This is a genomic window from Roseovarius aestuarii (assembly GCF_019966515.1).
GTDB lineage: Bacteria > Pseudomonadota > Alphaproteobacteria > Rhodobacterales > Rhodobacteraceae > Roseovarius > Roseovarius aestuarii.
Window position 1 is genome coordinate 97,201 of sequence record NZ_JAIMIB010000002.1, and the last position, 21,522, is coordinate 118,722.

The window sequence follows — 21,522 nt, forward strand, 5'->3', positions numbered from 1 at the left end:
CGGGTTGGTTGGGGCCATTGTTAGCGTCGAATGAGCAAGGAGGAAAGCATGGCTTTGCAGATGAACACCGAGGAGTTGATGGCTTTCCTGGACCGTGAGTTTCCTCAGATCACGGGTGAGTTTACGATCGAGGATCTGGGCGAAATGCGCATCCGCACAAGGATGACGGTGAGTGAGCGGCATCTGCGGCCCGGCGGCACGATTTCCGGCCCGTCGATTTTCGCGCTGGCGGATGTATCTGTTTATCTGGCTGTGCTGGCGATGATCGGACCGGTCGCCCTGGCGGTAACGACGAATTGTTCAATCGACTTCATGCGCAAGCCCGAGGCAGGGGTCGACCTGATCGCCGAATGCAGGATGCTGAAACTGGGTCGGGTGCTGGCGGTCGGGGAAGTATTGGTTTTTTCCGACGGCATGGAAAAGCCCGTTGCCCGGGCCAGTATGACCTATTCCATTCCGCCAGCTGGATAGCGTTCATTGGGTCTGAACGGACACGCCCGGTTCCGGAGTTCGCCGGTAATAGCCTTCGGTCTGGTATCGCGTGTGGTTTTGTACTTCACAGATCCAACGGCAGCATAAGATCAAAACCGATTGATCGACCTTACGCATTACCTAGATGCCCTAAGCCCCGGTGGATACGTCGCGCAGCGCGGTTTCAAGGTCGCCGTAGCCGGTGAATCGGTATTCAAATTCCAGTCCTAACCGCTCGGCACAGACTTGTGCCTTTTCCACCAGCGCAGGGTCCTTGATCTGCGCCTGATAGACCAGTTTGGTGTAATTGCCGAAGATCATGTCACGCAGTTCCGGGTGTCTATCCAGGCCCATCGGTTTCCAGATGAACGCATCGAATTGTTTGACCAGAAAGTCGGTCAGGTAAAAGGCGGTGATCTCACCATTTTCCGAACGTTCGGAAAACGCTTCATTGCCTTCAAAAAACGAATAGCAATGCGGCCCCTCAACCATTTTCACGCCCAGCTCATCGCATTTCGCCTGCAAAAGCCCGCCGGTGCCGCAATCGGCATAGACCACGAAAATCTCGTCATAGTCATCTCGGTGTTTCAGAACGGCCTCTTCCACCGCTTCGGTAATCTTGTCCGGGTAGAGGTGATATTTGGCGGGCAGGCAGGTCAGGGTCATGTGCGTCCAGCCGTTGGCCTTTGTCAGCGCCAGAATTTCGCGCGCCAGCGCCCCGCAGGCAATCAGCAGGATCGAGGCCTCGCCCGCATCTTCGATAAACCCCTCATGGGTCAGCGTTTCATCTGCTGGCAGAATGGTCATGGCATGTCCTTCAACAAAAAAACGGCCCGCGCGAACGGGCCGTCTGAAATCTCGTCATCCGAGTGGGTGTCTCAGCCCGTAACACCCTGATTGTGTTTGCGCGACATGAAGTCCTTGGCGGTCTCCACCGCCACGGCCGCGTCACGGCAATAAGCGTCGGCGCCGATGGCCTTGCCGAATTCTTCATTCAGCGGCGCGCCGCCAACCAGCACGGTATAGTCGTCGCGGATGCCCTTTTCGACCATCGTGTCGATCACAACCTTCATATAGGGCATCGTGGTGGTCAGCAGGGCAGACATGCCCAGAATATCCGGACCTTCCGTTTCCAGCGCCTCAAGGTAGTTTTCGACGGGGTTGTTGATGCCCAGATCGACCACTTCGAAACCCGCACCTTCCATCATCATGCTGACAAGGTTCTTGCCGATGTCGTGGATGTCGCCCTTGACGGTGCCGATCACCATCTTGCCCACTCGGGGCGCGCCGGTCTCGGCCAAGAGCGGCTTGAGGATGGCCATGCCGCCCTTCATCGCGTTGGCAGCCAAGAGCACCTCGGGCACAAACAGGATCCCGTCGCGGAAGTCCTTGCCGACGATGGTCATGCCACCCACGAGCGCTTTGGTCAGGATGTCATACGGCTCCCACTTGCGTTCTAGCAGGATATTGACGCCTTCCTCGATCTCTTCCTTCAGGCCGTCATAAAGGTCATCAAACATTTGCTGGACAAGTTCTTCATCGTCCAGTTCCGACAGGATGATGTCGTCTTCTTCGTCTGACATTACCGGTTTCCCTTAATCTTGCTGCGCGGGATGCGCAAAGTTTCGTTGCCGCAGCTTTCGTCAATTTGTCGCAGTTGCACTGTCCGAATTACGACACAGAGACCACCTCAACCGACGTATAGCGCGAAATCGTGCATCGAATAAGCAAAAATATCTCATGATCTATATGCCGTTATTGCATATGTTCGCTAAATGTTCCAATTTGAGTAAATGGAACCCGATCGCAGTACAGATCCGACTAAGCGCCTTGCCGGCCGCGGCGCGCTCAGCAACCGGGTTGGCCGGTTCGAAGCGCTGGAGCGGCGGTTCGAGGATGACGGCTGGGACAGGGAGGAGGACGAGCAGGTGTTGCGCACCCATGTCGCGATTGAGACGCCGCACAGCATGATCACCTATAACCGCTCACCCGACCTGCCGTTCGATCGGTCCATCAACCCGTATCGGGGCTGCGAACATGGCTGCATCTATTGCTTTGCCCGGCCAAGCCACGCCTATCTGGGCTTATCACCGGGGCTTGATTTCGAAACCCGGCTGATCGCCCGGCCAGAAGCGCCCGAGATGCTGGCACGCGAGTTGCGCAACCCGCGCTACAAGCCGCGCCCGATTGCCATTGGCACCAATACGGACCCGTATCAACCGATTGATAAAGAATGCAGAATCATGCGCCACTGCCTGAAGGTTCTGCGGGATTTCAACCATCCTGTGGCGATCGTGACCAAGGGTACGCTGATCGAACGCGACCTCGATATCCTGTCCGAGATGGCGGGCAGGGGGCTTGCCCGCGTCGGCATTTCGGTGACCACGCTTGATCCGCGCCTGTCGCGCCTGCTGGAGCCACGCGCGCCGGCCCCGAAACGGCGCCTTGCAATCATCAGCGCGCTGGCCGGCGCTGGGGTGCCGGTGCGGATCATGACCTCGCCAATCATCCCGGGCCTCACCGACCCCGAGATCGAGGCGCTGCTTCAGGCAGGCGCAGACGCAGGCGCGGATGCCGCAAGCTGGATCATGCTGCGCCTGCCGCGCGAGGTTTCGCCGCTGTTTCAGGAATGGCTGGCGCGGCATTACCCGGACCGGGCAGGGCGGGTGATGTCGCATATTCGCACCATGCATGGCGGCAAGGATTACGAGGCGCAATGGGGTCGCCGGATGCGCGGCAGCGGCCCCTATGCTGAGATGATCGCGAAACGCTTTGATCGGGCCGCGCGGCGGCTGGGGCTGGATCGGCTTCAGCCGCGGCTGCGTTGCGACCACTTCAATGTGCCTCTGGATGACGGCGCACAGATGTCGCTTTTCTGATAGACCAGCGCGTCGGCTCCGGGTTCAACGGAGGGGCATGTTTCTGGGTGGGAAAAGCCACGATGACCCACATATCGGCAGATGTTCAGTCTTTCGACGCCGCAGAGGTCAAGCCGGAGTCAGCGGCGATTGCTGCCTTTGAGCAAGACGGCGTCATATGCCTGCGTCAGGCCATAGGGCCCCATTGGCTGTCATTGATCGAAGAGGGCATCGAGGCAGCGCTTTCGGGGGCCAGCACCGATCTGGATGTGGTCAAGGCGGCGCAGGACAAGGGCCGGTTCACGGTCAGTTCGCAGGCATGGCAGAAAGTCGATCAGTTTCGGCGCTTTATCTTCGAAAGCCCTCTGGCGGACATGTCGCAATGCATATTGCAATCCCAGACACTGACACTGTTTTATGATTTCTTGCTGATCAAGGAGGCGGGCAGCGGCAGCGCCGCCACGCCGTGGCATCAGGATCATTCCTACTATCCGCTACAGGGCGACAAGGTGATCAATTGCTGGACCGCGCTTGATCCGATCCCGGTCGAGACGGCCCTGCGGTTCTGGAAGGGGTCGCACAGCTCTGGCATTGTCCACCGTGCGGTAAATTTCGAAAACCCGTCAAAGCCTTATCGGCATGCGCGCCCCGAGCATCCGGCGGTTCCCGAGATCGATGCTGACCCAGAGGCCGAGATCCTGACCACGGCCATGGATGCGGGCGATCTGCTGATATTCAGCTCGCGGGTGTTTCACGCAGCACCTGGCAACCGGCTGGATCGCCGCCGCGCCGGGTTTTCCATCAACTGGGTCGGAGATGGTGTGACCTATGAGGATGCGCCCGCGCTGGCAACCTACCGTGACACGAGGCTTAGCACAGGGGATCTGATCAGCAATTCTCCCAAATTCCCGCGTGTCCGACCAGCCTGATCGAAGCTTGACCAGGGCGGTGAGCTGCCGGAATGGGTCAGGTGGATAAAGAATGATAGGTTTGGTGGCGCAATAGCAAAAGGACGAAATGTCCGTTTTGAGCCCTATGTGACAAATGCAGCGATCCGCACCAATGTCAGCTATTTGATATAGTGGTCCGAGTAACCGATCCGTGGTTGCCCTCAAACACCTCTACAAACTCATCTGGCCTGTTCGTCTCTCTACAGATATTTATCGGCAAACTACCAACTTTGATTTACTCGGCAAAAATTCATGATCTCTACTGACTCCGTTTTGCCCATCTTTTCAGGAGTCTTTGATATTCAGCCTTTGCCGCAAAGTTGCAACCACAGGGTGATCAGGGCCTAGCGCGGCTTCTGTCAGAGCTAACTGTCGTTTCCGTAATTCGCGTACCTCTGCATCATTGCCAAGTTGTGATAGCGCAGTTGCAACTGCGTCAAGGCTTGTGGTGAGGTCTGGGAAAGGCTCGGCGTTTAATTTCTCGCGCAACTCCAAATCGCGGCGAAAGTAGGCCAATGCGTCAGCGGGAGACTCTGACAGTTTGCGGGCGCCCAGTCCACGCAGGGCCTGCGCGACAATCCAACCTATTTTTGGATCCACATTGTCGCCCGTCGGGACATCAACCAGTTTGCGCCACGCAGCTATAGCGGCTGGCCAATCGTAATGTTCATCGGCGGCTTCGCCATATGCCTGCCATGCTTCGAGCGTTTCGCGTGCGTGGTTCCCAAATTCACTTTCACACCATAGTGCATAAGCCAGCAGGATGGGCATTAGTTTTTCTGCATTGCCAGTGTTCCCGGCCTGCAAAATGCGCTCTGTCCATTCAGTTGTGGTGTCGGGCATGAAAACTCGGGCCTCGTATTTACCGACTTTTTATGGCGCTGCAGCGGGATAAGCCAAAGGAACATAGGGCACACCATAGTTTGCTGCAACATCCATCACCTCGTGGAACCTGTGGGTTCCCGATTTGTTAAGTGCGAGCGACTTATTGAAAAACGCAAAGATTGCCCAGGCAAGTGCTTCATTTTCGGCGCCTGTCGCGCCGACCGTAGCTGCCAGCGTTAAAATTTGCGCGGTAGTGGCTGACGGCCCCGCGTTGAGTGGTACATTGCCAGCACGCGCAGTTTGTGTCCAATTTGCAGCTTCATTTGGATTCCAGCCGCATTTACGGGCAGCGTTCTGGCCCGCTGTCATCTGAACATTCCATACCCCTACAACGTCGCGCACATTATGACGCATCTTCAAGGCATAGTCTGCGACCAAGGTGATCTTGCCGTCCAAGTCGGTGGGTTGATTGGCCATCGCCTGCCCCAGCGACTTACCGCCGCCCCATACAGATTCCCACAATGTACTGTAGTAATAGTTGTATCGCCCTTTCTTTGCACTGGCCGCAGTTTTGTAGGGCGCGCCTTGTGCGTTATGAAACGTGGTGAGCTTCGTCATGAACGTGGTCAGGTGCCCAGTGATGTTGGCGCTGGATTTTGTGCTTGTGGCCAACGTGCCTTCGGTCGCGAGGTTTGCCTCACTGCCAACTTCACCCACAAGTGCACGGATCAAACCATCGTCATTGTTGTATTGCCGGTTTTGAGATGTCGCCAATGGATTTTTACTTGTGGCGGACGCACTCACCCAATCTGACAGGTACTTTTGCGCCTTGGTCTGATCGGCTGCGTTCATCGCGGTGACCAGCGGGTCGGCTGAAATACGCGCCCAGGTCGTATCTGCATTGTCTTGGTTCACCCCGCCGACAGATACCACGCGCTGAATGATGGCCTCGCTGTTGCGACTAGGCAGTGTGTTGGCGACCTGCTGCATAGTTTGCAGTCGTTGCACCACGGGTGAATTATCTGCCTGTTCTTGCAATGCAGTGGTCTCAAGTGTGGCGCTGTTTTCAACACATGTTGCTTCCGGGCGGGCTGCTTTGGCGGCCGCTGACGTTCTCGTTTGTAGCTGTCGTGCAGCTTCCATGGCTTATCCACTTGTTCAGGGGATTTATAGGTCATCTAAATCTACGAACAATTACGCTTCAATTTTCAACCATAGATTTAGTTAGGACATACGCAATTATAAAGTGGATCGTGTTACATGGGGGGTCTCGGTTGCCGCTGCTGCATAAGGAGGCGCAAGTGTAGGATTTGGCTCGTAACCGTTGGTTGTTTGGTTAAAAATCTTGAACGTTTGCATTTAGATTTCTGGACCAACAGTTGTAGGTGCGGCCGTTGGTGCGCCTGCGGCGAAAGCTCGCTTTGTCCGCGAAGCTGACTCATTAGGAGCTGTAAATACACCTAATTTGCCGACTGAAACCGTGGCGGGAGAGTGTTGCGCTTGCCTTGAGAAAATCAGGGCTTCAGCTTGACCTTCCTTGATTGTCCTGACCAGCCGTCGACCGAGCATTTGGCGCGCACGAACACTTCACGGGTGCCGTCGGGAAAAACCACGCCGCTGAGGGCGCGGGTGAAGGGTTGTTCGTTCACATGCGGATGCAGCAGTTCACGATGTGCCAGCCGATTGCCCCGGGCATCCAGCACTTCCCAGCCGTCCGCATAGTGATCCCAGCCGGTATCGCCATGTTCAAGGGTCACGTCGACGCGCCAGACCATACCGGTTTTCTTGATCCGTACATCCTTGATCTCGGGCGGATGTGCCCAGGCTGGCCCGGCTATCAGGCAACTTATTAACAGTAGTAAAACCTTGTTCATGCTCATCACTTAACTGCTGAACGCAACGATTTCGAGTCACGTCTGTGTGTCACTCCTGTCACATTCCGGTCGCATCAGGATGTCTTTCGAGCGTGATGCGAACTCGCGCCGGAAGAGAACCAGGCAGGTCGTGGCAGTAGCGATGATCAGCGCGCCAGCCCCCAGAAGCCAGGCGCAGGCCGCCAGCGCGAAATAGACCGAGCGCAGCCCGCGATTGAAGCTGCGCGAGGCGGTGATATTGATCTCGCCTGCTTTTTCGGCCCGGGTTTTCGCGCGCGGGTCGGCTGGATCATTCGGCACCGCGCCCATCAACACGCCGCAATAGCCGAACAGGCGGTTTGACCAGACAAACTTGAAAAACGCGTTGGCCAGAAAGCTGAGGATGACCAATACTTTAAGTTCCCAAACGATAATGGGATCGCTTTCGAGTGTCAGATCCTGTGCGATGCCCATCAGCCTGTCAGTGTTGCCCAGCAGGGCCAGACAGCCGCCAATGGCGATCATCGAAGCTGAGGCAAAAAAAGCCGTCGCCTGCCGGATCATCGCGAGAATTTGCGCGTCAAATACGCGCGGCTCGCGGGTGACCATATGCACCATCCATTCACGCCGGTAATCAGCCATCAGCGTGCCGACGGATTTCATGTTTTTGAAATCGTTTTCAATGATATACCCGATCACGATCGACGCGATGATCAATAGCGCCAGCGCCGCGATGTCCCATGCGGTGAAATGTGAAAGTCTTTCGGTCAGAACCATGCATTACGCATAGCCTGTCGAGGTTGGACTTGCCAGTGTGTGAAATTGGTTATAAAATATTACCAATTGAGGGATTGCCATATGGATATGCCAACGCCGGACCCGCAGATCATCGCGCGCAAGGCTGAATTGGTCACGCGTTTGCAAAAGGTGCTGCCTGCAGATGCGCTGATCACAGACGAACATGAGACCCGTGCCTATGAATGCGACGCGCTGACCGCCTATAAATGCCCGCCGCTGCTGGCGGTGCTGCCTGCGTCGACGCAGGAGGTGTCGGATGTGTTGCGGATTTGTCATGATATGGGGGTGCCGGTGGTGCCGCGCGGGTCGGGCACCTCGCTGGCCGGTGGGGCGCTCCCCACGGCCGACAGCGTCATCCTGGGGGTCGCACGGCTGAACGATGTACTGGAAACCGACTATGATAACCGCTTTGTCCGGGTGCAGTCAGGCCGTACCAACCTGTCGGTGACCGGCGCGGTCGAAGAGCAGGGGTTCTTTTACGCCCCTGACCCGTCAAGCCAGCTTGCCTGCGCCATCGCGGGCAATATCGCGATGAATTCAGGCGGGGCCCATTGCCTGAAATACGGCGTGACCACCAATAATCTGATGGGCGTCACCATGGTGCTGATGGATGGGACCATCACACAGATCGGTGGGGCCTACCTGGATGCCGAAGGCTATGATCTGCTCGGGCTGATCTGCGGCTCGGAAGGCCAGTTGGGTGTTGTCACCGAGGCTACATTGCGCATTCTGCGCAAACCCGAAGGTGCGCGGCCCGTATTGATCGGGTTTGACGACATCGTCGTGGCCGGGGCCTGTGTGGCCGACATCATCAAGGCGGGCGTGCTGCCTGTTGCCATTGAGTTTATGGACCGCCCCTGTATCCGCGCCACCGAAGCCTTTGCCGGAGCCGGATACCCGGATTGCGAGGCGCTGTTGATTGTCGAGGTCGAAGGCAGTGACGCCGAGATCGACGAGCAGCTCGAAACCATCGTCACTATCGCCCGCAGCCATAACCCGGTCGAGCTGCGCGAAAGCAAATCGGCCGAGGAAAGCGCGAAGATCTGGCTGGGTCGCAAATCCGCCTTCGGGGCGATGGGGCAGATCAACGACTATATGTGCCTTGATGGCACGATCCCCGTCAGCCAGTTGCCTTATGTTCTGAAACGGATCGGCGAGATGAGCCAGCAATATGGCCTGGATGTCGGCAATGTCTTTCATGCGGGCGATGGCAACATGCACCCGCTGATCCTGTTCGACGCCAACAAGCCCGGCGATCTGGAACTGTGCGAGGCGTTCGGCGCCGATATCCTGCGGCTTTGTGTCGAGGTTGGTGGTTGTCTGACCGGCGAACATGGCGTGGGCATCGAAAAGCGTGACCTGATGAATGACCAGTATGATCCGGGCGATCTCGAGATTCAGATGGCGGTCAAGGATGTGTTCGATCCGAAATGGCTGCTGAACCCGGCCAAGGTTTTCCCGCTTGCCGCCTCGGACACCCGCCGGATTGCAGCGGAATAACCTGCGATGCCCTTCGGCCTGTGGCCTCACCCCGGAGTATGTTTGGAACGATGAAAGCACTGATCCCCGAAACCGAGGCCGAACTGGCCACGATGATTGCGCAGGCCGAGGGGCCATTGCGTATTCAGGGCGGTGGCACCCGGCCCATTGGCGCGCCTGTGGACGGTCAGATTCTGAGCACAACGGGTCTGACTGGCATAGAGTTGTATGAACCCGGTGCACTGACGCTTGTAGCGCGCGCAGGCACACCGCTGGCCGAGGTTGAGGCGGCGCTGGATGCGGAGGGTCAGCGCCTGGCGTTCGAGCCGATGGATCACCGACCGTTGTTGAACACCTCTGGCGAACCGACGATTGGCGGCGTGGTGGCGGCCAATGTCTCGGGGCCCCGGCGCATTCAGGTGGGCGCGTGCCGCGATCATCTTTTGGGCGTACGCTTTGTGGACGGGCAGGGGCAGATCATCAAGAACGGCGGTCGGGTGATGAAGAACGTCACCGGCTACGATCTGGTCAAGCTGATGGCTGGCAGCTACGGCACGTTGGGGGTGCTGAGTGAGGTCTCGCTTAAAGTGCTGCCCAAAACGCACATGACCGGCGTGCTGCTGTTTGAGGGATTGAGCGACACGGAGGCCGTCAAAGCCCTGAGCGTCGCACTGGGGTCGCCTTTCGAAGTAACCGGTGGTGCGCATCTGCAAAAGGGGATGGACGGCGCTCCGGTGACGATGATCCGGCTGGAGGGGTTCGAAAATTCGGTCGCCTATCGGGCGGGTGAGTTGCAGAAACTATTGGCAGGGTTCGGTGACTTTATGTTGGAAACCGATCCGGACCGCACCCGGGCCGGCTGGCGCTATGTGCGCGACGTGGCGCCGTTCCAGACGCGCAGCGGCGATGTTTGGCGTTTATCGGTCAAACCCTCGGACGCGCCGGGTATCGTGGCGGCGCTGAGCGGGGCCGAGGCAATCTATGACTGGGGCGGTGGACTGATCTGGCTGCTGGTGCCCGAGGGGTCGGAGTTGACCGCTGCCACGATCAGGGCAGCCATTGGCGGGACGGGCGGGCATGCAACCCTGATTAGGGGAAATCCGGCTGAGGTATTTCAGCCCTTGTCTCCTGCGGTCGCCGCGTTGCAGCGGGGGCTTCGTCAGAAATTCGACCCTCGCCGTATCCTCAATCCCGGTTTGATGGGGGCGGATACATGAAAACGGAATTTACCCCCGAACAGCTGCAAGACCCCGCCCTTCAGCGCTCTAACGAGATTCTACGCTCCTGCGTGCATTGCGGGTTCTGCACCGCCACGTGCCCGACATATCAGGTATTGGGGGACGAGCTCGACAGCCCTCGTGGTCGCATCTATCTGATCAAGGAGATGCTGGAAACGGGCCGCAAGCCTGACGCAAAGACGGTTAAACACATAGACCGCTGCCTGAGCTGCCTGGCTTGCATGACAACCTGCCCCTCGGGTGTGCATTACATGCATCTGGTCGATCACGCCCGCGATTATATCAAAAAGAACTATACCCGCCGCTGGGATGATCGCGCGCTACGCTGGTTGCTGTCGAAAATCCTGCCCTATCCCACGCGGTTCCGGTTGGCGTTGCTGGGGGCCAAGATCGGGCGGCCGTTTGCGTGGGCAATGCCTGATGCCCGCCTGCGCGCGATGCTGGAAATGGCGCCCAAGCGCATCCCGCCGGTCAGCCGCAACGACGACCCGCAAAGTTTTGCGCCTATAGGCAAGCAGGTGAAACGTGTGGCCCTGATGACCGGCTGCGCGCAAAAAGCACTGAACACGGACATCAACGATGCCACCATCCGCTTGCTGACCCGTTTGGGTTGCGAAGTCATCGTCGCTGAGGGGGCCGGGTGCTGTGGCGCGCTGACCCATCACATGGGCAAAACCTCTGAGAGCCACGCCACCGCGGCGAAAAACATCCGTGCCTGGACGGCCGAGATGGACGGGCAGGGGCTTGATGCCATCGTGATCAACACTTCGGGCTGTGGTACGACGGTCAAGGATTACGGGCATATGTTCCGCAACGAGGCGCTCGCGGATGATGCCGCGCGGGTTTCGGACATCGCCGTGGATATCTCGGAGCTTTTGACGCAGCTTGACCTGCCAGAAGGCGGTGACAAGAAGATGGTCGTCGCCTATCACGCTGCCTGTTCGTTGCAGCATGGTCAGCAGATCAAGGCTGCCCCGAAAGACCTGCTGAAACACGCCGGCTTCACCATCGCCGAACCCGCCGACAGTCATCTTTGCTGTGGCTCGGCAGGCACTTATAACCTGATGCAGCCCGAGATTTCGGCCAAGCTGAAGGCGCGCAAAGTCAGGACGCTTGAGGCGAAATCCCCCGATGTGATCGCGGCGGGGAATATCGGGTGTATGATGCAGATAGGCTCGGGCACGACAGTGCCCATTGTCCATACGGTCGAGTTGCTGGATTGGGCGACGGGGGGCCCTGAGCCCCGCGCATTGATCGGTAAGTAAGGCGACGCAGGTAACCCCGCCCTGAGTCGAAACTGCCCCGGTTTCAAGATACGTCTCGGGCGAGCACAGGGGCTCTAGGCCTTCTTAAGTTTGGCCTGGGCCTTGGAGCGGACCTCGGACATCGCGGCCAGCCGTCAAATCGTCAGCGGCAGTCTGGCCCCGCACCGGACAATTACCTTTAACGTATCAGTAGATCCAGCGGCTGGCGCGACAGGCGTTCGACTCCGTTTTCGGTAACCCTGACCGAGTGGCCATAGCACATGGCCAGCCCGGCCTTGCTGTCCATCAGGATCATGTGCAAAAAGAAAACCTGATTTTCCTGCATGAGCAGCGGGTTGCCGTGGTAGAACATCGGGAAATCGACCCAGATCGGGTTGTAGATCGCGCCCATCGCATACCCGCAGGCCTGCGACCGCGCGTGGTTGAGACCGGCGGCGTCGAATACACGCGCATGAGCATCAAAGACATTTCCCATCGGATCACCGGGCCGGATCGCCGCTTCGCAGGCTTCCAGCGCCTCGACACAGGCCGAGTGCATGTGGCGTTGCCAGTCATTGGGTTCACCAATCACCACGGTGCGCATCATCGCGGCATGGTAACGCGCATAGGCGCCGGACCATTCCCAGGTGATCTGGTCCTGCGGGTCCAGATGGCGACGGCCGGAATAGTAGCGGCAGAGCAGCGCACCGGGGCCGGAGCCAAGAATGAACTCGTTACCGGCATAATCGCCGCCGCCCTTGAATACGGCCCCCTGCATTTCCGCCAGTATGTGGCCCTCGAACGCGCCCGCGCATGTCACAGCAAGCCCGGCATCCATTGCGTCGTCGGAAAGGGCGGCGGCCTTGCGGTGCATCTCGATTTCGGCGGGGGATTTGATCCGGCGCAGGGAGCGGATCAACTCGGAAGCGTCAACCATGTCGGGCAGGGCGCTGCGCACCATCTGACCGTTGAAATCCGTGAGGCCGGAGGTATTGGATTCGAACCCCAACCGCCCGGTCGCCACGCCCAGTCGTTCCAGCAATTTTATCAGATCCTGAACTGGTTTGGCGCCTTCCACCTCGGTCCAGATGTGGATTTCATCATCCGCGAGCGTCGAGGTCAGCTGCGCCTGACGCAGATCGGGCAGGCGGGTCAACAGGTGCAGATCGCCATTCGCGGTCAGCACCATCGCTTGGAACATCGCAAAGCCGAACGTGTCATAACCGCTGATCCAGAAATGGCTTTCAGGCGCAAACATGATAAGCGCATCAAGTCCGGCATCGGCCACCGCCTGGGTGGCGCGGGCCTGGCGGGCGGCATATTCGGCATCGTCGAAATGTAGTGGCATGAGCGTCCCTTCGATAGTTCGGGAAACTCAATCGCGTGCAGAGAGTTTTGGCAAGCGAAATGAGACGCAAACGGGCGAATGGGGAAGCCCGCTTGCGCCTATGATCAGGCCACCTCGGCCAGACGGGCGAGAATGGCGGTCCAGCCGCCTTCGTGATTGTCGCGGCTTTCCTGATTGGGAAAGCGAATATGGGTGAGCGTCACATGGGTGCCGTCGCCCTCAGGCCGGAAATCGAGCGTGACGGTGCTGCCCTCGACCGAAAAAGGCGACTCCCAAGAGAACATGATGCGGTTGGGGCGGTCGATCTCCTGATAGACACCGCCATGCGGCATTTCATCGGCGTCATTTTTCATGATCAGGTCAAAGCGCCCGCCGACCTTGGCATCAGTTGTGGCGCTTGGGGTGGTCATGCCCGGGCCCGGCTGCATGAACTGCATCAGCATGTCCGGATCAAGCCAGGCGTCGAACACGCGTTCGGGCGGGGCGGCGATGCTGCGGGTAACCGTGAGTGAGAGGTCAGTATCGGTAAGGGTCATTTGGCAGTCTCCTGAGTCAGCAGATGATCGAGCGCCTCAAGTCGCTGCGCCCAGATTGAACGAAGATCGGCAAACCACCGGTCGATTTCCTCGAGCGGCGCCATCTGTACTTCGATTAGATGTTCGCGCCACTCGGTGCGCCGCGCTACCAACCCGGCCTTCTCCAGCACCTTGATGTGCTTGGACACTGAATTGAGGCTCATCTCGAAATGCCCGGCGATATTGGTCACACACTGCGGTCCGTGCTGCGCCAGAAGCGTCAGGACAGCGCGGCGCGTGGGGTCGCTGGCGGCCTTGAGGATGTCGGTCAGTTTATCATGTGATTCTTGTTCAACCATACGGATGAATAACAAGCTAACCTCAATCAATCAACCAAAAAGATGAATGATAGGTCAAACCGCTACCTGCTATTCCGGTACATACGACTTTAGTCGGAGAAGGTGCACGTTAAGGGAAAACATCCTTCCCATAGCGCGGCTTGCATGCTTATCTTGCGGCATAGACAAAAATAAAACTGGGAGGTGCCGATGTCACAGGTCAGCATGACCGTGAATGGCAAGTCTGCGTCCGGCGAGATCGAAGGCCGCACATTGCTTGTTGAATTCCTGCGCGAAAATCTGGGTATGACGGGAACACATGTTGGGTGCGATACTAGCCAATGTGGCGCCTGCGTGGTCCATGTAGATGGCAAGGCGGTTAAAGCCTGCACGATGTTTGCAGCCGAGGCCGAAGGGGCCAACGTCACGACAATCGAGGGCATGGCCAACGAGGACGGCTCTCTGGGCACGATCCAGCAGGCCTTTCAGGATCATCATGGGTTGCAATGCGGGTTCTGCACGCCGGGGATGGTGATGAGCGCAGCGGCCCTTCTGGCGGATAACCCGAACCCCAGCGAGGTCGAGATCCGCGACTACCTTGAGGGCAATATCTGCCGTTGCACCGGGTATCACAACATCGTCAAGGCGATCATGGCCGCTGCCGGTCACGACGTGTCGAAAATCGCCGCGGAATGACGCAGCGCAAAGGGAGGATTTGATATGCCAGCAGACGGAGGCATTGGCGCCGCAACACCGCGCCGCGAGGACGTAAGGTTCCTGACAGGGGCCGGGAATTATACCGATGACATCAATCTTAAGGGTCAGGCCTATGTGCATTTTTTGCGCTCGGACGTGGCGCACGGGACGCTGAACAATGTGGATACCGCCTCGGCCGAGGAGATGCCGGGTGTCATCCGCATCTTTACCGGCGAGGATTTCGCCGACGTAGGCGGCATTCCCTGTGGCTGGCAGGTGACCGACAAGCATGGCGAGCCGATGCAGGAACCGGCGCACCCGGTTCTGGCGCGCGGCAAGGTCTGCCATGTCGGCGATCCGATTGCTGCCGTGGTCGCCGAAACCTATGAACAGGCGCGTGATGCTGCCGAGGCGATCGAGGTCGATATCGACGATCTTCCCGCAGTGATGGACATGAAGGCAGCACTGGCGGACGGTGCCACCAAGGTGCATGACGATCTGAGTTCGAACCTATGTTACGACTGGGGTTTCATCGAGGATAACAAGGCAGCGGTGGGCGAGGCGATTGCCAATGCGGCGCATGTGACCACGCTGGAGCTGGTCAATCAGCGCCTTGTGGCGAACCCGATGGAGCCACGCGTGGCGGTGGGCGACTATCACCGCGCCAATGACGAAAGCACGCTTTATACCACCTCGCAGAACCCGCACGTGATCCGCCTTCTGATGGGCGCTTTTGTGCTGGGCATCCCCGAGCATAAGCTGCGCGTCGTGGCCCCGGATGTTGGCGGCGGCTTTGGCTCGAAAATTTATCACTACGCGGAAGAGGCGTTTTGTACCTTTGCCGCCCGGGCGCTGAACCGGCCGGTGAAATGGACCTCAAGCCGGTCCGAGGCGTTCATCTCGGACGCGCAGGGGCGCGACCACGTGACCAAGATCGAGCTGGCTTTGGATGCGGACAACAATTTCACCGCCATCCGGACCGAAACCTACGCCAATATGGGCGCGTATCTGTCGACCTTCGCGCCCTGCGTGCCGACCTATCTGCACGGCACGCTGATGGCGGGCAACTACAAGACGCCCAACATCTATGTGAACGTGAAGGCGGTCTTTACCAACACCGTGCCGGTCGATGCCTATCGCGGCGCTGGACGGCCCGAGGCGACCTATCAGATCGAGAGGGTAATCGACAAAGCCGCGCGTGAGCTTGGTGTTGATCCGATTGCTCTCAGGCGTCAGAACTTTATCACTGAGTTCCCATACGCCACGCCGGTGGCTGTGGAATATGACACCGGCGATTACACCGCGACTATGGACAAGCTGGAAGAGATCGCGGATGTCGCCGGCTTTGCAGCACGTCGCGCGGAAAGCGAAGCGCGGGGCAAACTGCGCGGCTTTGGCGTTAACTGCTATATCGAGGCCTGCGGTATTGCGCCATCGGCGCTGGTTGGCGCTCTGGGCGCGCGCGCGGGGCTTTACGACGCGGCGACGGTACGGGTGAACGCCACCGGCTCGATTTCGGTCATGGTCGGAGCGCATAGCCACGGGCAGGGACACGAGACCTCGTTCCCACAAGTGGTGGCCGAGATGCTGGGCATCGACCCCTCGATGATTGATATCGTGCATGGAGACACTGCCAGAATCCCGTTTGGCATGGGCACCTATGGTTCGCGTTCGCTGGCGGTCTGCGGGTCGGCCATGGTGCGGGCGACTGAAAAGATCATCGCCAAGGCCAAGAAGATTGCGGCGCATATGCTGGAAGCCTCGGATGCCGATATTGAATTGAAAGACGGTCAGTTCACCGTCGCAGGCACCGATAAGTCCGTGGCCTGGGGGGACGTGACCCTGGCGGCGTACGTGCCGCACAACTACCCGATCGAGGATGTCGAGCCGGGGCTGGAGGAAACGGCCTTCTACGATCCGGCGAACTTCACCTACCCGGCGGGTGCCTATGCCTGCGAGGTCGAAGTGGACCCCGAGACCGGCAAGGTCACCATCGAACGCTTTGCCGCCGCCGACGATTTTGGCAATATCATCAACCCGATGATCGTTGATGGTCAGGTGCATGGCGGGCTGGGGCAGGGGATCGGGCAGGCGCTGCTGGAATCCTGTGCATATGACGAAAGCGGGCAACTGCTGACCGGATCTTACATGGATTACGCCATGCCGCGCGCCGATGATGTGCCGTTCTATGCGGTGGATCACTCGTGTCAGACGCCCTGTACGCACAACCCACTGGGTGTGAAAGGATGTGGTGAGGCGGGCGCGATCGGCTCGCCGCCAACGGTGGTCAACGCGGTCGTGGATGCACTGCAAAGCGCAGGCCATAACGTCACCCATATCGATATGCCGCTGTCACCATCGCGCGTGTGGCAGGCAATGCAAGGGTAAGGAGAGAAGAGATGTATGCATTTGACATTGAACGCCCGACCCGTCTGACCGACGCGGTCAAGCTGCTGAGCGATGCGACGGATAGTCAGCTCATCGCGGGCGGGCAAACCCTGATCCCGACGCTGAAACAACGGCTTGCCATGCCCGAGCGCTTGGTGAGCCTTGGGGCCGTCGACGAAATCAAGGGTATCTGTACCGGCGATGACGGCGCGCTCTGCATCGGTGGCGGCACCACCCATGCTGATGTGGCCGCGGGGGCCGGAGCCTATCCGGCGCTGGCCGGGCTGGCGGCGAATATCGGTGATCCGGCGGTTCGTAATCGCGGCACGATCGGTGGCAGCCTTGCCAACAACGATCCCTCTGCCTGCTATCCCTCGGCCGTTCTGGCCTCGGGCGCGACGGTGGTGACCAATGCGCGCCAGATCGCAGCGGATGATTTCTTTGACGGCCTCTTTGCCACCAATCTGGAAGAGGGCGAGATCATTACCGAAGTTCGTTTTCCGGTGCCTGATGCCGCGGCTTACATGAAGTTCGAGCAACCAGCCTCGCGCTTTGCGTTGGTGGGCGTCTTTGTTGCCAGGTTCTCAGGCGGCGTGCGCATTGCGGTAACCGGCGCCTCGGAAGAAGGCGTGTTCCGCTGGTCCGAAGCCGAAGCGGCCCTTGCCGGGAATTTTTCTGCTGGGGCGCTCGACGGGCTGTCTTTGTCAGGCGACGGGATGATCAGCGACCTGCACGGTTCGGGCGACTATCGGGCACATCTGATTAGTGTAATGACCAGACGGGCCGTAGCAGCTGCCTGAACGATGGCCGGGGTGACGTGGACACATGTCGCCCCTTCCGCAACGTCAGTGGCAGTAATGCTGGCCCGAAACCCTGTGCAACGCTAGGTTCAAATGGCGCGCGTGCATTGGTGCGCCGGGCATAGCCGTTTGGGGACGGGACATCTGATGATTGTAGAAATCTGGCAGAGCTTCAGACGTTTGCCTCTGTGGGTTCAGATCTGGGTGGCAGCGATACTGGTGCCAGTCAATCTGGCCGCGTTGCTCTTTTTATCCGCGCCGAACGGCATGCTGGTGGCAGCGCTCGCGGTCGGCGGGATGGCGCCAAATCTGATCATTATGATGCGCGATCACGGGTTTTCCCGCGCCATGGCGCTGCCGCATCTGCTGATTTGGACGCCGCTGGTGATTCTGTTGATTAGCCTGCTGACCGGCGGGGCCGAGCTGCCGGATACATACCGACAATTCCTGTTCCTGCTGCTGGTCGTTAACCTCGTGTCGCTGGCGTTTGATTGTGTTGACGCCATGCGGTGGTGGAAAGGCGACCGGGGCGCCGCCTAGCGTCAATTTCTGCGCGAAGACAAGGCTGAACCGGATACCCTTTTAACTATGGCCACGAGCCTCGAACCTTGGCAGCATGGCGCTGAAATCGCGGCCTGCGCCGTCTTCATCCTCGACGAATTGCGCATAGAGATCGCGTGCTGCTTGGCCAAGCGGCGTGTCCGCATCTGCAGCTTCGGCGGCTTGCTGTGCGAGCCGGAGGTCCTTGAGCATCAGATCTGCGGCAAAACCGGGCTGGTAGCCGTTGTCGGCGGGGCTTTGCGGACCGATGCCTGGCGCGGGGCAATAGGCGTTCATCGACCAGGAATAGCCTGATGAGGTGCTGACCACATCGAACATCGCCTGCCGGTCGAGACCCAGCTTGTCAGCCAAGGCAAACGCCTCGCAGGTGACGATCATCGTGGCACCAAGGATCATGTTGTTGCAAATCTTGGCGGCCTGTCCGTTGCCGGAAGGGCCACAGTGAACTGCCTTTTGCCCCATGATATCAAACAGTTCCTTGGCGATATTAAAGCCCGCCTCATCACCGCCGACCATGAAAGTCAGTGTGCCACCTTGCGCCCCGCCAACCCCGCCTGAAACCGGCGCGTCCAAGGCTAGGAGGTCCGCCGTTTGCCCTTGTGTCGCTACAGCGCGGGCGCTTTCAACATCGACGGTGGAGCAATCAAGGAGCACGGCCCCCCGCTGCATGACCGGGATCACCTGATCGGCGACGGCGCGCAGGATTTGTCCGTTGGGCAGCATGGTGATCACCACATCACGGCCCGTTGCGGTCTCCTCGGCACTGGCAGCCATGGTCACGCCGTCGATCGAGACATCGGCCATGTCAAACCCGGTCACCTCATGCCCGGCCTTGGCCAGATTGGCCGCCATCGGGCCGCCCATGTTGCCCAACCCGATAAATCCGATTTTCATGGCATATCCTTCCCTAGTCGAATGTCAGTTTGTCCTTGCCAAGCGGCATCAGCATCTTCGTGGCGGCCAGTGACGGCGGATTGTCCAGATCATGCTGCCATTTGGGGCTGCGATCCTTGTCGATCACCGCCGCCCGGATGCCTTCCAGAAAATCGCCGTATTCCATCGCACGATAGGTGAATCGGTATTCCAGTTCCAGCGCATCGCGGATCGTGGTGCCGGGGCGCCGCAGGCGGTGGGTCGTCTCAACGGCGCAGGCCATGGCAAGGGGAGATCCACGCGATAATGCCTTCAGGGCACGTCCCGCAAATTCGCTGTCGTCGTTGCGCAAAGAGGTGAGAATATCCGCAAGGGTCTCACCGCCGAAATGCGCATCAATCTGCGCCTGCTGCGCGGCGAGCGCCCCGTCGGGCGGGACTTGCTGCGCGGCTTCGATGGCATCGGTGTCACCGGTCTCTTCGAGTTTCCCGATAAGTTCCGGCCACATCTCTTGTGGCGCATAACTATCTGCAAAGCCGCCCATAATCGCATCAGCGGGACCCATGCGCGTGGTCGTAATGCCCAAATACTCGCCCAATCGTCCCGGCGCCTGCGCCAGCATCAGCGAGCCTCCAACGTCGGGCACAAGGCCGATACCACATTCGGGCATGGCAACCTGGCTGTTTTCGCAGACGATCCGGTGTGAGCCGTGGCATGAGATGCCGACGCCGCCGCCCATGGTGAAACCTTGCATGAAGGCCACGTAAGGTTTTGAATATTCGCGGATCTTGGCATTCAGGCGGTATTCGTCCGCCCAGAATCTCTGGCCATAGGCGAAATCGCCAGCGCGGCCGGTTTCGTAGAGTTTCTGGATGTCGCCGCCAGCGGAAAACGCCTTGTCGCCCTCGGCGTCGATGATCACCAGTGCGACCTCGTCATCGTCGCGCCACGCATCCAGCGCATCCTCGATGGCGAGGCACATCTCGTAGGTGACAGCATTCAGCGCCTTGGGACGGGTCAGGGTGATGCGGCCTGCGCGACCCGTCTTGCGGATCGAAATATCGCTCATTGTTCGGCCAGTAGCTGGCGGGCGACGATCAGGCGCATGATTTCGTTAGTGCCTTCGAGGATTTCGTGCACGCGCAGGTCACGGACCAGTTTTTCGATGCCATAATCGGCAAGGTAGCCATAGCCGCCATGTAGTTGCAGGCACTGGTTGACGACTTTCGATCCGGTCTCGGTCACGAAGCGTTTGGCCATGGCGCAGAACTTGGTGGCGTCGGGGGCGCCGGTATCCAGCTTCCACGCGGCCTGGCGCAGGAAGGTGCGGGCGGCCTGCAGCTCGATCTCCATATCCGCGAGGCGGAATTGCAGGGCCTGGAACTGGTCGATTGAGCGGCCGAATGCCTTGCGTTCGGACATGTATTGCAGGGTCATGTTCAGTGCGTTTTGCGCTGCCCCCAGCGAGCAGGAAGAGATATTGAGGCGCCCACCGTCCAGCCCCGCCATTGCGTATTTGAACCCGTTGCCTTCCTCGCCGACAAGGTTTTCAGCACCGATCTGGCAATCGTCGAACTGAACCTGCGCGGTAGGTTGTGAACGCCAGCCCATCTTGTCTTCAAGCGCGCCGAAGCTGAGGCCCTTGGTGCCGTCCTCGACATAGACCGTCGAGATGCCCTTGGGGCCGTCTTCGCCGGTGCGGACCATGACCACATAGGCATCTGAATAGCCGCCGCCGGAGATGAACGCCTTGGTGCCGTTGAGCGTGTAGCCTTCATTGGTGCGGGTGGCGCGGGTCTTGAGCGCGGCGGCGTCTGAGCCCGAGCCGGGTTCGGTGAGGCAGTAGGAGAGAACGGTTTTCATGCTGAGAATGCTGGGCATCAGCCGCGATTTCATCTCATCGCTGGCATAGGTGTCGATCATCTTGGCGCACATGTTGTGGATGGACAGGAACGCCGCGACGGAAGGGCAAGCCATTGACAGGGCTTCGAACACAAGCGTGGCGTCAAGCCGGGTAAGGCCCGAGCCGCCGCTCTCTTCCGAGACGTAGAGCCCGCCAAATCCAAGCTCTGCGATTTGCGGCCAAAGCTCTTTCGGGATGGTGCCCTGTTTTTCCCAATCGCGGGCGTGTGGGGCGATGTTGTCCTGGCCAAAGGCATAGGCCATGTCGAAAATGGCAGTTTGTTCTTCGGTTAATGCGAAATCCATCGAATCGTCCCCCTGGCCGGTAATTGAACGTGTGTTTAATTACCAAATATTGCAGCAGTGTTGCAAGCATTGTGAGATT

The 21,522-nt window shown here is 59.0% G+C and carries 22 protein-coding genes; 10 read left to right on the top strand and 12 right to left on the bottom strand.

Features of this window, described 5'->3' with window-relative positions:
• The first annotated feature begins 48 nt into the window (after positions 1–48).
• Positions 49–471 carry a PaaI family thioesterase gene (locus tag LC334_RS03595; RefSeq protein WP_085799154.1) on the top strand — a complete coding sequence of 141 codons (423 nt, stop codon included), beginning with the start codon at positions 49–51 and terminating at the stop codon, positions 469–471.
• A 150-nt stretch (positions 472–621) separates the two neighbouring features.
• Here the strand turns inward: LC334_RS03595 and LC334_RS03600 are convergent, their stop codons facing one another.
• Complete coding sequence (locus LC334_RS03600) at positions 622–1,278, bottom strand: DUF1638 domain-containing protein (protein ID WP_085798888.1); 657 nt, start codon at positions 1,276–1,278, stop codon at positions 622–624.
• Between the two features lie 71 nt (positions 1,279–1,349).
• Positions 1,350–2,054: a corrinoid protein gene (locus LC334_RS03605; protein ID WP_085798889.1), complete on the bottom strand. Its 705-nt coding sequence runs from the start codon at positions 2,052–2,054 to the stop codon at positions 1,350–1,352.
• Positions 2,055–2,264: 210 nt separating this feature from the next.
• Between LC334_RS03605 and LC334_RS03610 the strand changes: the two genes are divergently transcribed.
• A complete protein-coding gene (locus tag LC334_RS03610; protein ID WP_085798890.1) occupies positions 2,265–3,350 on the top strand; it encodes a PA0069 family radical SAM protein in 1,086 nt (361 codons plus the stop codon).
• 62 nt (positions 3,351–3,412) lie between these two features.
• Complete coding sequence (locus LC334_RS03615) at positions 3,413–4,258, top strand: phytanoyl-CoA dioxygenase family protein (RefSeq protein WP_085798891.1); 846 nt, start codon at positions 3,413–3,415, stop codon at positions 4,256–4,258.
• 306 nt (positions 4,259–4,564) lie between these two features.
• Here LC334_RS03615 and LC334_RS03620 read toward each other — a convergent pair whose 3' ends face one another.
• From LC334_RS03620 to LC334_RS03635, 4 genes are all read right to left on the bottom strand, one after another.
• Positions 4,565–5,122, bottom strand: a complete 558-nt coding sequence (locus LC334_RS03620; protein WP_085798892.1) for a tetratricopeptide repeat protein — start codon at positions 5,120–5,122, stop codon at positions 4,565–4,567.
• Positions 5,123–5,152: 30 nt separating this feature from the next.
• Positions 5,153–6,247 carry a hypothetical protein gene (locus tag LC334_RS03625; protein ID WP_139836286.1) on the bottom strand — a complete coding sequence of 365 codons (1,095 nt, stop codon included), beginning with the start codon at positions 6,245–6,247 and terminating at the stop codon, positions 5,153–5,155.
• Positions 6,248–6,618: 371 nt separating this feature from the next.
• Entirely contained in the window at positions 6,619–6,978 is a 360-nt protein-coding gene (locus LC334_RS03630; RefSeq protein WP_085799155.1) for a hypothetical protein, read from the bottom strand.
• Between the two features lie 36 nt (positions 6,979–7,014).
• On the bottom strand, positions 7,015–7,734 hold the full coding sequence (locus LC334_RS03635) for a DUF599 domain-containing protein (protein ID WP_085798895.1): 720 nt from the start codon (positions 7,732–7,734) through the stop codon (positions 7,015–7,017).
• An 81-nt stretch (positions 7,735–7,815) separates the two neighbouring features.
• On the opposite strand from LC334_RS03635, the gene LC334_RS03640 reads away from it, so the two are divergent.
• The 3 genes from LC334_RS03640 to glcF are packed head-to-tail and all read left to right on the top strand — an operon-like array spanning position 7,816 to position 11,737.
• Positions 7,816–9,255: an FAD-linked oxidase C-terminal domain-containing protein gene (locus LC334_RS03640; protein ID WP_085798896.1), complete on the top strand. Its 1,440-nt coding sequence runs from the start codon at positions 7,816–7,818 to the stop codon at positions 9,253–9,255.
• A gap of 59 nt (positions 9,256–9,314) precedes the next feature.
• On the top strand, positions 9,315–10,451 hold the full coding sequence (gene glcE, locus LC334_RS03645) for a glycolate oxidase subunit GlcE (protein ID WP_085799156.1): 1,137 nt from the start codon (positions 9,315–9,317) through the stop codon (positions 10,449–10,451).
• Complete coding sequence (glcF, locus tag LC334_RS03650) at positions 10,448–11,737, top strand: glycolate oxidase subunit GlcF (protein ID WP_085798897.1); 1,290 nt, start codon at positions 10,448–10,450, stop codon at positions 11,735–11,737. The genes glcE and glcF overlap by 4 nt, the downstream gene beginning before the upstream one ends.
• A gap of 178 nt (positions 11,738–11,915) precedes the next feature.
• Here the strand turns inward: glcF and LC334_RS03655 are convergent, their stop codons facing one another.
• The 3 genes from LC334_RS03655 to LC334_RS03665 form a co-directional block, all read right to left on the bottom strand.
• The gene (locus LC334_RS03655; protein ID WP_085798898.1) at positions 11,916–13,064 is read right to left on the bottom strand and encodes a M24 family metallopeptidase; all 1,149 of its coding nucleotides are present in this window, start codon (positions 13,062–13,064) and stop codon (positions 11,916–11,918) included.
• 104 nt (positions 13,065–13,168) lie between these two features.
• Entirely contained in the window at positions 13,169–13,600 is a 432-nt protein-coding gene (locus LC334_RS03660) for an SRPBCC family protein (RefSeq protein WP_085798899.1), read from the bottom strand.
• Positions 13,597–13,938 carry an ArsR/SmtB family transcription factor gene (locus LC334_RS03665; RefSeq protein WP_085798900.1) on the bottom strand — a complete coding sequence of 114 codons (342 nt, stop codon included), beginning with the start codon at positions 13,936–13,938 and terminating at the stop codon, positions 13,597–13,599. Before LC334_RS03665 ends, LC334_RS03660 begins: the two co-directional genes overlap by 4 nt.
• Before the next feature lie 189 nt (positions 13,939–14,127).
• Between LC334_RS03665 and LC334_RS03670 the strand changes: the two genes are divergently transcribed.
• The 4 genes from LC334_RS03670 to LC334_RS03685 all read left to right on the top strand — a co-directional run bounded on the left by LC334_RS03670 (position 14,128) and on the right by LC334_RS03685 (position 18,341).
• The gene (locus tag LC334_RS03670) at positions 14,128–14,613 is read left to right on the top strand and encodes a (2Fe-2S)-binding protein (protein WP_085798901.1); all 486 of its coding nucleotides are present in this window, start codon (positions 14,128–14,130) and stop codon (positions 14,611–14,613) included.
• Positions 14,614–14,637: 24 nt separating this feature from the next.
• Positions 14,638–17,001 carry a xanthine dehydrogenase family protein molybdopterin-binding subunit gene (locus LC334_RS03675; protein ID WP_085798902.1) on the top strand — a complete coding sequence of 788 codons (2,364 nt, stop codon included), beginning with the start codon at positions 14,638–14,640 and terminating at the stop codon, positions 16,999–17,001.
• An 11-nt stretch (positions 17,002–17,012) separates the two neighbouring features.
• Positions 17,013–17,801: an FAD binding domain-containing protein gene (locus LC334_RS03680; RefSeq protein ID WP_085798903.1), complete on the top strand. Its 789-nt coding sequence runs from the start codon at positions 17,013–17,015 to the stop codon at positions 17,799–17,801.
• Positions 17,802–17,948: 147 nt separating this feature from the next.
• Entirely contained in the window at positions 17,949–18,341 is a 393-nt protein-coding gene (locus tag LC334_RS03685; protein ID WP_085799157.1) for a hypothetical protein, read from the top strand.
• Positions 18,342–18,383: 42 nt separating this feature from the next.
• Here LC334_RS03685 and mmsB read toward each other — a convergent pair whose 3' ends face one another.
• The 3 genes from mmsB to LC334_RS03700 are packed head-to-tail and all read right to left on the bottom strand — an operon-like array spanning position 18,384 to position 21,443.
• On the bottom strand, positions 18,384–19,256 hold the full coding sequence (gene mmsB, locus LC334_RS03690) for a 3-hydroxyisobutyrate dehydrogenase (RefSeq protein ID WP_085798904.1): 873 nt from the start codon (positions 19,254–19,256) through the stop codon (positions 18,384–18,386).
• Between the two features lie 13 nt (positions 19,257–19,269).
• On the bottom strand, positions 19,270–20,304 hold the full coding sequence (locus tag LC334_RS03695; protein WP_085798905.1) for an enoyl-CoA hydratase/isomerase family protein: 1,035 nt from the start codon (positions 20,302–20,304) through the stop codon (positions 19,270–19,272).
• A complete protein-coding gene (locus tag LC334_RS03700) occupies positions 20,301–21,443 on the bottom strand; it encodes an acyl-CoA dehydrogenase family protein (RefSeq protein ID WP_085798906.1) in 1,143 nt (380 codons plus the stop codon). The genes LC334_RS03695 and LC334_RS03700 overlap by 4 nt, the downstream gene beginning before the upstream one ends.
• Positions 21,444–21,522: the final 79 nt, after the last annotated feature.